Here is a 12,286-nt window from a genome sequence, read left to right as displayed (position 1 = left end):
TCGCCGGGGCGCCCGATGCGTCAAGGACGCCTCGCAACCGACGCACTCCCGATCGACCGGTGAACCTGAAGATGCCGACCCGTCGACTGTAATTTCTTTGTCGATAACTCATCGACAAAAGTAGAAATCGCAGTTGGCGACGCATGATTGCAGCACTCGGGACATTTGCCTATTGCTTTTTGGCATGTAGGAATTGATCTGCCGGTCATTCTTTGCTACACCCGAGTGTCCGCATATGTCATTTCGATGACATCGATTCGCAATCTTCAGTCCCGTCCGACGTCCCAATCCACAGGAGCAGGCACTCATGAAGGCTTCCCAAGGTTTCCTCGGTTTGACATTGATGGCAGCAGGGCTGGCCGCGCAGGCCGGTGGTCGGCCGTCCGAAGTGCTGTCGGGGATCGCCGGCGGTCGCGAATTCGTGGCCGGCGAAATGCTTGTCGAGTTCCGCCCGGAGGCATCGGAAAATGCCCGGAAGTCGGCACTCGCCGCCATCGGCGGGCAGTTGCTGAGCAAGGTCCGCGGCGCGGTAGCCGCAGAAGGCAAGGGCGATCTGCATGTGGTCCGCCTGCCGCTGGCGGTGACGCTGACCCGGGCCGTGGAAGTGCTGTCGGCCAGCCGCGATATCGAATTCGCCGAGCCGAACTGGATCTATCGCCATGCGGCGGTCTCGAACGACCCGTTCTACACCAGCAACCAGCTGTTCGGCATGTACGGCGATGCCACGACGCCAGCCAACGCCTTTGGCAGTCAGGCAGGTGAAGCCTGGGCGCGCGGCAACATCTGCGGCAGCCGGCCGTTCATCGGCATCATCGACGAAGGCCTGATGGATGCCCACGAAGACCTCGCCGCGAATTCGTGGTCCAATCCGTTCGATCCGGTCAATGGCCGCGACGACGACGGCAACGGCTACGTAGACGACATCCGCGGCTACGACTTCGCCAACAACGACAATTCGACCTTCGACGGCACCACCGACGACCACGGCACGCACGTTTCCGGTACTGCTGCCGGTCGCGGCGGCAACGGCATCGGCGTGGCCGGCGTCTGCTGGCAGGCGCAGCTGATCTCGGCCAAGTTCCTCGGTCGCAACGGCGGCACCACCGCCAACGCCATCCGCGCCGTCGACTATCTGACCGACCTGAAGGTGCGGCACGGTCTGAACATCGTGGCCAGCAACAATTCCTGGGGCGGCGGCGGCTTCTCGCAGGGTCTGAAGGACGCGATCGACCGCGCGGGCAACGCCAACATCCTGTTCGTGGCCGCCGCAGGCAACGAGTCGAACAACAATGACGTGAACGCGAGCTATCCGAGCGGCTACGACAGCGACAACATCATCGGCGTCGCGGCAATCAGCTCCACCGGCGCTTTGGCCAGCTTCTCGAACTACGGCGCCACCACCGTCGACATCGGCGCGCCTGGCGTGGCGATCAACTCGACCGTGCCGCTGTCGAGCCGAGGCCGTGTGATCTCCGGCTATGCCTCGTACAACGGCACGTTGATGGCCACCCCGCATGTCTGCGGCTCGGCGGCGCTGTATGCGTCGTCGCATCCGGGTGCCACGGCAGCGCAGATCAAGGCCGCGATTCTGGCTTCGGCCGTGCCGACGCCGTCGTTGCAGGGTCGCGTGCTGACCAACGGTCGACTGAACGCCAGCGGATTCTGAGGCAACACGGTCTCTGATCCGCGCGGCACCGAGCGAAGCAGGCGCTGTTCGCTCGGGCCTCAGGTCAACGCCGAACCGGGTGTCGCGAGACACCCGGTTTTTTCGTCCGGATCGGCGGGATGGGCCGACGCCCAGCCGCCGGCCGATCTCGACGTGTCAGGCGTTCGGCGACGAAGCCGGTGGCGGCGACGCAGCGGGTAGGTGCATCAACCGATACAGCGCCTCGGTGAACCGCGGCCGTTCGTGCGCGGCCAGGTGCGACCACTCCGGCAGCTCGTAGCCCTGCAGCGTCGGCTCGTCCTCGAAGTGGATGCCGCGGACGCCGGTCATCGCCAGCAGCGGTGCCCACGTGGTTTCGCGCGGGAACGCGCGATGCTCGAAGTCCAGATACTGATCGACGCTTGGCGCCCGCACGAACACCATCTCGACGCCGCGCGCGCGCAGCTTGGCCACGGCCTTGGCCACGCGTGCGAGCTCCTTCGGCAGCGCATCCTTGAGCCGCGCGACCATTGCCGGCTCCGGCGGGCCGAATTTCTGGGCCCAGATCTGGCGCGCAAGCTCGCGGTATTCCGGATCGGTCTCGACCTTGCGCCACATCCGCGTGTTGCGGTCGGCCTCGCTGACGGAGAGCTTGCGCACGTCGCGATGCGCCTTGTCGCCCGGGCGCAGCGGCCAGTCCTGCCGGCGCAGCACGGTGCCGAGCGCGAAGTCTTCGTCGTAAAAACCGAACAGCGGCTCGATCAGGGTCATCGACAGCCACTGGCCGATGCGCTGGCCCGGTCCTTCGTGGTGGTAATGCGTGAACGCGCTGCGGCGATAGCCGAAGCCGGTGAAGAACAGTTCCGGCGCCACGCCGATGATCAGCTTGCCGGTGAATTGAGGATCGTCGGCCAGATCGTCGAGCGCGAACGCCGCCGATGTGCCTTCGAGCGCAAGCTGGATCGGGCGCTCGCCGCTCAGGCGTTCCCAGGTGTCGAGATCGACGTCGAACAGCATGCGCGACGAGCCGACGATGACGGTCTTGCCACCCTCGCCCTCGTCGATGCGGCGGCGCTGGATCGCCCACAGGCCGTCGCTGTTGCGATACGCGGGCTCGCTGCCGTACGCGCGCCAGCGCACTTCCCACAGCGCCAGCAGCACCGCTGCGAGCAGCACGGCGACGATCAGGATGCGGCCCCAGGGCTGGGACGGGATGTCGCGCTCCGGCACCGGCTGGGCGACGCCGGGGCGATCGGAAGCGGTCAGGCGCAGGCCGGCAGGCAGATGGGCGGACATGGCGCGGTCCTCTAGAACTGGAAGTAGATGAAGGCACTGCCGGTGCCCTGCGAAATGACGATGGCGAAGGCCATCAGGCCCCAGACCGTGGCCAGCAGCAGCGGCGGCGTGCGTGCGACGAGCGCTTCCAGCGTGCGTTCGCGCAGCTGCCAGTGCGCGAACAGGATGCCGGCGGTGATCACCCCGACGCTCAGCAGATCGAAGGTGCCGAGCAGCAGCTTGGCGTCCGGATGGGCGCCGAACATGCCGCCGAGCACGTCCCAGGCCTTGCCGAAGGTGCTCGCGCGGAAGAACACCCAGGTGATGTTGACCAGGGTCCAGGTGAGCATCGCGAAGCCGAACAGCGCCAGCGGCCCCGGCCGACAGTGCGCGAACCGGCTCCGCAGCATCCGCTCCACCGCGAGATAGACGCCGTGCAGCCCGCCCCAGACCACGAACGTCCAGTTCGCGCCGTGCCACAGGCCGCCGATCAGCATCGTGCCCATCAGCGACAGGTAGGTGCGCAGTTCGCCATGGCGGTTGCCGCCAAGCGGGATGTAGACGTAGTCGCGCAGCCACGACGACAGCGTGATGTGCCAGCGCCGCCAGAAATCGCTGAAGCCGATCGCGGCGTACGGAAAGCGGAAGTTGTCCGGCATCGCGAAGCCGAGACACATCGCCGCGCCGATCGCGGTGGTCGAATAGCCGGCGAAGTCGCAGAAGATCTGGCCACTGAACGCGAGCGTGCCGAACCAGGCGTCGATGGCGCCGGGTGCGGTCTTGCCGTCGAACACGGATTCCGCTGTCTTGCCGAGGAAGCTGTCGGCGAGCACCACCTTCTGGAACAGCCCCAGCGTCATCAGCGCGAGGCCGAAACGCAACTGGTCGGCGCTGGCGCGGCGCTCGGTCGCGAACTGCGGCACCAGTTCGGTCGGCCGCATGATCGGCCCGGCGACGAGATGCGGAAAGAAGGTGACGAACAGCGCGTAGTCGAGGAAGTTGTCGGCCGGCTTCGCGCGCTTCAGATAGATGTCCAGCGTGTAGGACATCGTCGCGAAGGTATAGAACGAGATGCCGACCGGCAGCACGATGTCGAGCTTCGGCGCTTGGTAGGCGACGCCGGCGACGTTCATCAACGCCGCGAAGTTGTCGAGCAGGAAGCCGCCGTACTTGAAGTAGCCGAGCATGCCGAGGTTGGCGATCACCGACAGCAGCATCCACGCGCGGCGCGCAGCCTGCCGTTCGGCCCGCACCAGCTTCTGCGCGGCGTACCAGTCGACGACCGTCGAGATCCACAGCAGGATCACGAACGGCGGATTCCACGCCGCGTAGAACAGATAGCTGGCGACCAGCAGATTGCGCTTGCGCGCGGTCCAGGTGATCGGCAGCGCGTGCAGCGCGAGCACGATCGCGAAGAACGCGACGAAGCTCAGCGAGTTGAAGACCATGGTGCCCCGTCCGTGATCGGCGTCCTGCCGAACCGCCCGCGCCAGGCTCGGCGCGCTTCCCGTGTGTTCCCCCGCAAGAACCGTAGCAGGCGGACACCGGCGCGCCGGGCACTCCTACATTTGCCCCACAGGTTTCGGGAACGGCCGTGAGACCGGCGTCTCGCAGCGCCGGCGTCACCCGCCCGGATGACGCCCGAACGCCGACGCCGCGCCTCAGACGACGGTGACGATCTTCATCGAGTTGGTGCCGCCGAGCGCGCCGGTCAGGTCGCCGCGGGTCAGCAGCACGCGGTCGCCGGGATTGATCACCTTGCGGTACTTCAGGCTTTCGATCGCCTCGCGCTCGGCCAGCATCGCGTCGGACACGCTCGGATCGAACGCCACCGGGTAGACGCCGCGGCACAGCGCCATTTTCCGGCGCGTGCGTTCGTGACGGGTCAGCGCGTAGACCGGAATCGTGGTGTCGGTGCGCGACACCATCAGCGCCGTCGAGCCGGACTCGGTCAGCGCGACGATCGCCTTCGCGTGCATGTGCTGCGCGGTCCACGTCGTGGCCATCGCGACCGCCTCGTCGACACGCTCGAAGTGCCGGCCGAGCGTGCGCCGGGCGCGTTCCTTCTGCGGCATCGAACGCTCGGCGCCAACGCACACTCTCGCCATCGCCTCGATGGTCTTGACCGGCCAGCGGCCGGTCGCGGTCTCGGCCGACAGCATCACGGCATCGGTGCCGTCCATCACCGCATTGGCGACATCGAGCACCTCGGCACGCGTCGGGATCGGATTGACGATCATCGACTCCATCATCTGCGTCGCCGTGATCACCATGCGATTGGCCTCGCGCGACGCGGCGATGATCTTCTTCTGCCAGCCCGGCAGCTCGGCATCGCCGATCTCCACGCCGAGATCGCCGCGCGCCACCATCACGACATCGCTCGCCGCGATGATCTCGTCGAGGTTCGGCAGCGCTTCCGCCCGCTCGATCTTCGAGACCAGTGCGGCGCTGCCGCCGGCGGCGATCATCAGCGCGCGGGCCTCGTCCATGTCCGCCGCCGAGCGCGGGAAGCTCACGGCGATGAAATCGGCGCCGATGGAGATCGCGTGGACCAGATCCTCGCGATCCTTGTCGGTCAGTGCCGCCGCAGACAGGCCGCCGCCCTGCTTGTTGATGCCCTTGCGGTTCGACAGCGTGCCGCCGAGCACGACGACGGTATCGATCCGGGTGCCGGTGACGGCGGTCACGCGCAGGGTGATCGCGCCATCGTTCAGCAGCAGGATGTCGCCGGCGGCGGTGTCGCTCGGCAGCTCCGGATAGGCGCAGCCGACGATGTCGACGGTGCCGGCGTCGGACGGATGCGCGGTGTCGAGCGCGAACGCCGCGCCCTCGATCAGTTCGACCGGGCCGTCGGCGAAGCTTTCGATCCGGATCTTCGGGCCCTGCAGGTCGGCGAGGATGCCGATGTCGTAGCCCAGCTCGTGCGCGACGGCGCGCACCGCGGCGGCACGGCGCGCGTGATCGGCGGCCTTGCCGTGCGAATAATTGAGGCGAACCACGTCGACCCCCGCCATCAGCAGCCGCTTCAGCACGGCGGGATCATCGGTGGCCGGGCCGAGCGTGGCGAGAATCTTGGTACGACGGGTCATGAGCGCGTGTGGACAGGTTGTGGTGGCGCCAGTCTGCCCGGCGCCTGTGACACTATTCTCCGCCCTTTCCCCCGAAATGCACTCCCGATTGCACTCATGACCATCCTCGGCACTCCGCTGTCTGCCAACGCCACCCGCGTGATGCTGCTCGGGGCCGGCGAACTCGGAAAGGAAGTCGTGCTGGAGCTGCAGCGGCTCGGCGTGGAGACGATTGCGGTGGATCGCTACGCCGACGCGCCGGCAATGCAGGTGGCGCATCGCAGCCACGTGATCCGGATGCTCGATGGCGCCGAACTGCGGCGCGTGATCGCGCTGGAGCAGCCGCACTTCATCGTCCCGGAGATCGAGGCGATCCACACCGCGACGCTGCTCGAACTCGAAGCCGAAGGCGCGACGGTGATCCCGACCGCTCGCGCCGCGCGCCTGACCATGGACCGCGAAGGCATCCGCCGGCTGGCGGCCGAAACGCTGCAGCTGCCGACCTCGCCGTATCGCTTCGCCGACACCTTCGAGGACTATGCGGCGGCGGTCGAGGCAGTCGGCATTCCGTGCGTGGTGAAGCCGCTGATGTCGTCATCCGGAAAGGGCCAAAGCACGATCAAGACCCCGGCCGATGTCCAGAAAGCTTGGGATTACGCGCAGGCCGGCGGCCGTGCCGGCGCCGGCCGCGTGATCGTCGAAGGCTTCGTTCCGTTCGATTACGAGATCACCCTGCTGACCGTGCGCTGCCTCGGCCCGGACGGCCAGATCATGACGCGCTACTGCGCGCCGATCGGTCACCTGCAGATCGACGGCGACTACCGCGAATCCTGGCAGCCGCACCCGATGTCGGACACCGCGCTGAAGAAGGCCGAAGCGATTGCCGAGGCGATCACCAGCAACCTCGGCGGCCGCGGCCTGTTCGGCGTCGAGCTGTTCGTGAAGGGCGATGACGTGATCTTCAGCGAGGTGTCGCCGCGCCCGCATGACACCGGCCTGGTCACCTTGATCTCGCAGGACCTGCCGCAGTTCTCGCTGCACGCTCGCGCGATCCTCGGCCTGCCGATTCCGAACATCCGCAGCCGCGGCGCTGCCGCATCCTGCGCGCTGCTGTTCGAGGCCGAAACCGTGGCGCCGCGCTACACCGGTCTGGCCGAGGCGCTGGCCACGCCGGACACGCAGCTGCGCCTGTTCGGCAAGCCGGAAATCTCCGGCCGCCGGCGCATGGGCGTGATGCTGGCGCTGGACGAGACGGTCGACGCGGCGCGGGCCAAGGCACGGGCCGCGGCAGCGAAAATCCAGCTGGTGCGCTGAGTCGCGGCCGCGCCGACGCCGGTCACGCCGGCTTCGGCACGCCGAAGATCCAGCCTTCGGGCTCGCCCGTGCCGGCCGCCCACAGCGCCGCGTCACCAGCGGTGGCGCGCAAGCCGGCTGCGGTAACCAGCGCATCGGCTTCGTGGTCGTCGAAGCCGCCTCGGGTGATGCCGATGCTGTTCAGGCGATTCAGCACCGCGTTCAGATCGTCCAGATCGCGCAGCTTGGCGTTGCCGAGCCCGCCCTGGCGGATGAACAGGCGCGGGTAGATTTCGCTGACGACCGAGCGCCGGTCGTGTCCGGCGGCGCCGTCGAACGGCCAGATCGCGACGCGATCCCGGGCATCGCGATCGAGCCGATGCAGCAGCCGCATGCCGGCCAGCGCGCCCTTGCCGACCTGCTTCGCGCCGATCAGCTGGAACGGCGTCTGCGGATTGCCGAGATCGGCCGCGCGGCAGGCGGCTTCGGCGGCGCGCGGGGTCTCGTTCCAGCCGGCCGGACGCGGGCCTGCGGTCCAGAAGCGGCGATCGTTCTCAGCATAGGCCCGACCGAGCAGATCGCCATCGGCCGCGCAGCGTGTCTCGACCTCGGCCCACAGCTGCGGGGCCGGACGACCATCGCCGGGCAGCGCGAACGCGAAGTCGAAGCCGATCAGCAGTCGCTGCGGCCGCGCCAGTTCGGCCAGCAGCCAGTCGAGCACGGCGCTGCGCGTCCAGGTCTTGCCCGGCGCGCGGATCAGTTGCGGCGCGTGGCGACCCGGCCCGCAGCGGGCAACGGCGACACCGGCATAGCCCGCCTGCGCGGCGCCGGACCAGTCGATGCCGACATAGCCGTCGAACTCGGAATCGAGCGTGTTTTGAGCCCCTGCAGCCGCCACCCCATCGGACATCGGACCGCGTTCCTCAGACTTTCGGCAGCGGGATGAATTCGTGCTCGCCCGGGACCGGGCCCATGCGGCTGCGGTCGCCCTCGCAATAAGCCAGCCAGTCCTGCCGCGCCTGTTCGATGCGCGCCGGGCGCGTCGACACGAGGTTCCACCAGATCTCGCGCGGTTCCGGCAGACGGGCACCGCCGAGCAGCATCACGCGGCTCGCGACCACGGCACGCACGACGACCGCCGCGCCCGGCTGCAGCACGGCGAGATCGCCCGGCGGGAAGCGCTCGCCGTCGATCTCGACTTCGCCAGTGACCACATAGACGCCGCGCTCCTCGTGCTCGTCGGGCATCGGCAAGCTGGCGCCGGCCGGGAATTCGGCGGCGAGGTAGAACGTCGGCGAGCGCACCGCGACCGGCGACACGTGCCCGTAGGCATGGCCGGCGATCAGGTTCAGCGCGACCTCGCCGACGCGGAACACCGGCAGCGTCTCGGCCGGGTGATGGACGAACGCGGGTTCGACTTCCTCGTCGGCCGCCGGCAGCGCCACCCAGCTCTGGATGCCGTGCATCGAGAAGCCGCGCGCGCGGTCTTCGGCATCGGTGCGCTCGGAATGGACGATGCCGCGGCCGGCGGTCATCCAGTTGACCGCCCCCGGCGTGATGTTCAGATCGTTGCCGAGGCTGTCGCGATGGCGAATGCGGCCGTCGAACAGGTAGGTGACGGTGGCCAGACCGATGTGCGGATGCGGACGCACGTCCATGCCGGTGCCGGGGGCGAACGTCGCCGGGCCCATCTCGTCGAAGAAGATGAACGGGCCGACCAGCTTGCGGTGCGCGATCGGCAGCACGCGCTTCACCGAGAAGCCGCCGAGATCACGGGCGCGGCCGCTGATGCGGTCGAGGATGAGGGTCATGCGGGCACTCCGGTCGCCGCTGTCGGCACAGCTGCCGATGATAGGGCGACCGCTCGCCGGCGGTCAGTCGCTGACGCGTCGGCGATCCGGCTTGGCGGCCTGCGGCAGCAACCAGGTGCGGTCACGGGCCTTGGTCAGCACGCGTCGCGTGTTCAGCCATTCCTGCAGACTGCCGATCGGGCGGCTCCAGTCGAAACCGGCCAGCGGCCGCTGCCATTCCTGCATCAGGCTGCGGCCGCGCTCGGTCAGCGAGAAGCGCAGCCCGTCGCCGCTGGCCTCGGACACCAGCGCCCCGGCTTCGCGCAGTTCATCGAGCGTGGCCACCAGATCGCCGCGACGCAGGCCGCAGTACCAGCGCCACTGCTGCTCCAGCCGGTGGAACGACAGCAGCTCGCCGCGCACCGCGATCGACAAAGCCGGCAGCATGCGGAAGAAGGCGATGTGACGCGCGTGGCGGGTAACTTTCAAGGCGAGCGTCCGGTCGGGAAAAGCCGAGTGCGCCCGGGCGCGGTCGGCACCGGCAGCATCGGGCTGCGGGCGAGGAACGGTAGGTGCGCCAGCGCACGCTTGCGCAGCCGTTTTCATCCCAGTGGCAGCCGATGCCCGACCAATGGCACGGCACCGTGACGCGGGCCGCAGCCGGATTGACCCGGTCTATCGCCGCTGCGCGTGATCGCTGCCGATCAGCGCTCGGCGTCGCTGGCGCCCGCGTCGGCGCCGTCGTCCACAGGATCGGTCTCGGCGATCGCGTCATGGTCCGGCTCGGACTCCGAATGCGTCTCGGCATCGGACTCCGGCAGCGTCTCGCCGGTGACCTCCGGCGCGGCCGCGGTCTCGTCCTCGGCCCGCGGCGGCGCTTCCGGATTCAGCGCCTGGTCGAGCACGGACTTCGGCGGGAAGTTCCATTCCTGCACGTCGAGGCCTTCGCGCTTCATCACGTCGCGCAGCCGCGCCAGCCGCAGGTGCGCGCCGGTGGTCGAGATCACCGCCGTGCCGCGCCGGGTCACGAGGATGTCGAGCCGCGACAGCAGCTGGAAGCGGTCGCGCAGGCGATTGCCCGAGGGTGCCCGCGACAGCGCCCACGAGGCGGCCGGCAGCCAGACATCGTTCGGCACGCACAGCGCGCCTTCGCCATCGAGCACCACCAGCGCGAAGTCGCGGAAGCGGCGCACGGTGCCGTTGCCGATCGCGGCTTCGAACAGGTTCTTCGGGACTTTCAGCGGCATGCGCGGGAGTGTCGATCAAATGCGGGCGCAGCATCATCGCGCGACGCCGGGCCGGGCTCGTTATTCGTCATCAAGCGCGGCGTTCGGGCTGCGCCATGTCAATGATTTGTCTGACATTCATGGCAGTTCTATGAAGTTTTCGGCGCAGCGCCGGCGGCGCGCCGAACGGCATGGTTTCGTCATCTTCCGATCATCTTTCCGTCATACGGTCCGCGACGCTGGCCCGCTGCCGCCCCCACGTAAAGAGACCCGAACGATGATCCAGAAGCTCGTGACGATGACTGCTGCCGCGCTGTTCTGCGCGGCTCCGATGCTGGCGGCCGCACTGCCGCCGCGCAATGCCGAACCGGTATCGATCTCGCTGTCGCTGCTCGGCCGCTACGACTCGACCCTGCGCAACGCCAGCGCCGCCGAAATCGTCGCGCACGATGCCCGCAGCCAGCGTCTGTTCGTGATCAACGCCGCCGCGTCGAGCGTCGACGTGCTCGACTTCGCCAATCCGGCGCAGCCCACGCTGATCCGCACGCTGGTCGAAACCGGCGGCGATGCCAACTCGGTCGCCGTGCATGACGGTCTGGTCGCGGTCGCGTTTGCCGCGGCGGTCAAGACCGATCCGGGCAAGGTCGTGTTCTTCGATGCCCGCACCCTGACCCGCCTCGCCGAAGTGCAGGTCGGCGCACTGCCGGACAACGTCGTGTTCACGCCGGATGGCAAGGCGCTGCTGGTGGCGAACGAGGGCGAATCGAATGGCTACGGCCGCGCCGATTCGGTCGACCCGGAAGGCTCGGTCAGCGTCGTCGACCTGCGCTTCGCCAGCAACTGCCTGCGCAGCCTGCCCGGCCAGCGCCCGGTCGCGACGATCCTGCGCTGCCTGTTCGGCGGCAATGTCAGCATGGATGCGCTGGTCCGCACCGTCGACTTCCGTGCGCTGAACAGCCAGATCGACACGCTGCGCGCCAGCGGCGTGCGCATCTACGGCCCGGGCGCGACCGTCGCGCAGGATCTGGAGCCGGAATACATCGCGGTGGATGCCGACAGCAAGACCGCGTGGGTCACGCTGCAGGAGAACAACGCCATCGGCGTGATCGACCTGAGCAATCTGAACGCGCCAGCGCTGACCCGGATCATCCCGCTCGGCAGCCTCGACCACTCGCTGCCCGGCAACGAGCTGGACGCCAGCGACCGCGACAACGCGATCAGCATCCGCAACTGGCCGGTCAAGGGCCTGTTCCAGCCGGACGGCATCGCCAGCTACCGCGTCGGTCGTCAGACCTACTACATCGCCGCAAACGAAGGCGACGATCGCAACGACTTCATCCCGGGCGAGGAAACGCGCCGCGTGTCGGCGCTGGCGACGTCGCCGGGCCTCGATCCGGCCGTGTTCGGCGGCACCACCGGCATCACCACGCTGCGCGCCAACGCCGCCCTCGGCCGCCTGACCGCCACCGCGGCGACCACCGCGCGCAATGCCGCCGGCCAGCTGACGGCGATCGAGGTGCTCGGCAGCCGCTCGTTCTCGATCTACTCGTCCGACGGCACCCGCGTGTTCGATTCCGGCTCGGACTTCGAAACGATCACCGCCGAACGCCTGCCGAACGTGTTCAACGCCAGCAATGACAACAACACCCGGGACGACCGCAGCGACAACAAGGGTCCGGAACCGGAAGGCGTGGTCGTCGGCACGATCGAGGGCCGCACGTTCGCGTTCATCGGCCTCGAGCGCATCGGCGGCGTGATGGTCTACGACGTGACCCAACCGGCCAACGCCCGCTTCGTCGACTACGTCAACAGCCGAGACTTCACGCTGAGCCCGACCGGCACCGCGCCGACCGACAGCGGCCCGGAAGGCCTCGCCTTCATCAGCGCCAAGGACAGCCCGACCCGTCAGCCGCTGCTGGTGATCGGCAACGAAGTCAGCGGCACGACGGCGATCTTCCAGATCAGCGTCCAGTGAGGTCCTGACGGATC

Annotated in this window: 10 protein-coding genes; 3 read left to right on the top strand and 7 right to left on the bottom strand. The window is 68.3% G+C overall.

Annotated elements, in window-relative coordinates; translation table 11 throughout:
* The first annotated feature begins 307 nt into the window (after positions 1-307).
* Positions 308-1,666: a S8 family peptidase gene (locus QZ951_RS17950; RefSeq protein ID WP_293003080.1), complete on the top strand. Its 1,359-nt coding sequence runs from the start codon at positions 308-310 to the stop codon at positions 1,664-1,666.
* 156 nt (positions 1,667-1,822) lie between these two features.
* On the opposite strand, the gene QZ951_RS17945 is transcribed toward QZ951_RS17950, so the two are convergent.
* From QZ951_RS17945 to pyk, 3 genes are all read right to left on the bottom strand, one after another.
* Positions 1,823-2,941: a hypothetical protein gene (locus tag QZ951_RS17945; protein ID WP_293003078.1), complete on the bottom strand. Its 1,119-nt coding sequence runs from the start codon at positions 2,939-2,941 to the stop codon at positions 1,823-1,825.
* An 11-nt stretch (positions 2,942-2,952) separates the two neighbouring features.
* The gene (locus QZ951_RS17940) at positions 2,953-4,368 is read right to left on the bottom strand and encodes an MBOAT family O-acyltransferase (RefSeq protein ID WP_293003076.1); all 1,416 of its coding nucleotides are present in this window, start codon (positions 4,366-4,368) and stop codon (positions 2,953-2,955) included.
* Between the two features lie 213 nt (positions 4,369-4,581).
* Positions 4,582-6,009 carry a pyruvate kinase gene (pyk, locus tag QZ951_RS17935; RefSeq protein WP_293003073.1) on the bottom strand — a complete coding sequence of 476 codons (1,428 nt, stop codon included), beginning with the start codon at positions 6,007-6,009 and terminating at the stop codon, positions 4,582-4,584.
* A gap of 96 nt (positions 6,010-6,105) precedes the next feature.
* On the opposite strand from pyk, the gene purT reads away from it, so the two are divergent.
* A complete protein-coding gene (gene purT, locus QZ951_RS17930; RefSeq protein WP_293003071.1) occupies positions 6,106-7,302 on the top strand; it encodes a formate-dependent phosphoribosylglycinamide formyltransferase in 1,197 nt (398 codons plus the stop codon).
* A gap of 22 nt (positions 7,303-7,324) precedes the next feature.
* On the opposite strand, the gene QZ951_RS17925 is transcribed toward purT, so the two are convergent.
* The 4 genes from QZ951_RS17925 to QZ951_RS17910 form a co-directional block, all read right to left on the bottom strand.
* Positions 7,325-8,191 (bottom strand): hypothetical protein, encoded by an 867-nt coding sequence (locus tag QZ951_RS17925; protein ID WP_293003069.1) that lies wholly within the window; start codon positions 8,189-8,191, stop codon positions 7,325-7,327.
* A gap of 13 nt (positions 8,192-8,204) precedes the next feature.
* Positions 8,205-9,092 carry a pirin family protein gene (locus QZ951_RS17920; protein WP_293003067.1) on the bottom strand — a complete coding sequence of 296 codons (888 nt, stop codon included), beginning with the start codon at positions 9,090-9,092 and terminating at the stop codon, positions 8,205-8,207.
* 63 nt (positions 9,093-9,155) lie between these two features.
* A complete protein-coding gene (locus tag QZ951_RS17915) occupies positions 9,156-9,560 on the bottom strand; it encodes a hypothetical protein (protein WP_293003064.1) in 405 nt (134 codons plus the stop codon).
* Between the two features lie 215 nt (positions 9,561-9,775).
* Positions 9,776-10,318, bottom strand: coding sequence for a hypothetical protein (locus QZ951_RS17910; protein ID WP_293003062.1), 543 nt, complete (start codon positions 10,316-10,318; stop codon positions 9,776-9,778).
* Between the two features lie 256 nt (positions 10,319-10,574).
* On the opposite strand from QZ951_RS17910, the gene QZ951_RS17905 reads away from it, so the two are divergent.
* Positions 10,575-12,272: a choice-of-anchor I family protein gene (locus QZ951_RS17905; protein WP_293003060.1), complete on the top strand. Its 1,698-nt coding sequence runs from the start codon at positions 10,575-10,577 to the stop codon at positions 12,270-12,272.
* Positions 12,273-12,286: the final 14 nt, after the last annotated feature.

This window comes from Nevskia sp., assembly GCF_021732705.1.
Taxonomy (GTDB): domain Bacteria; phylum Pseudomonadota; class Gammaproteobacteria; order Nevskiales; family Nevskiaceae; genus Nevskia.
The sequence above is the reverse complement of the archived record's forward strand: the minus strand, read 5'-3'. Positions and strand labels throughout refer to the sequence as shown.

Coding starts and splice junctions, on each gene's coding strand:
- purT (WP_293003071.1), top strand. CDS start 6,106: ATGACCATCCTCGGCACTCCGCTGTCTGCCAACGCCACCCGCGTGATG.
- pyk (WP_293003073.1), bottom strand. CDS start 6,009: ATGACCCGTCGTACCAAGATTCTCGCCACGCTCGGCCCGGCCACCGAT.
- QZ951_RS17925 (WP_293003069.1), bottom strand. CDS start 8,191: ATGTCCGATGGGGTGGCGGCTGCAGGGGCTCAAAACACGCTCGATTCC.
- QZ951_RS17910 (WP_293003062.1), bottom strand. CDS start 10,318: ATGCCGCTGAAAGTCCCGAAGAACCTGTTCGAAGCCGCGATCGGCAAC.
- QZ951_RS17905 (WP_293003060.1), top strand. CDS start 10,575: ATGATCCAGAAGCTCGTGACGATGACTGCTGCCGCGCTGTTCTGCGCG.
- QZ951_RS17950 (WP_293003080.1), top strand. CDS start 308: ATGAAGGCTTCCCAAGGTTTCCTCGGTTTGACATTGATGGCAGCAGGG.
- QZ951_RS17940 (WP_293003076.1), bottom strand. CDS start 4,368: ATGGTCTTCAACTCGCTGAGCTTCGTCGCGTTCTTCGCGATCGTGCTC.
- QZ951_RS17945 (WP_293003078.1), bottom strand. CDS start 2,941: ATGTCCGCCCATCTGCCTGCCGGCCTGCGCCTGACCGCTTCCGATCGC.
- QZ951_RS17920 (WP_293003067.1), bottom strand. CDS start 9,092: ATGACCCTCATCCTCGACCGCATCAGCGGCCGCGCCCGTGATCTCGGC.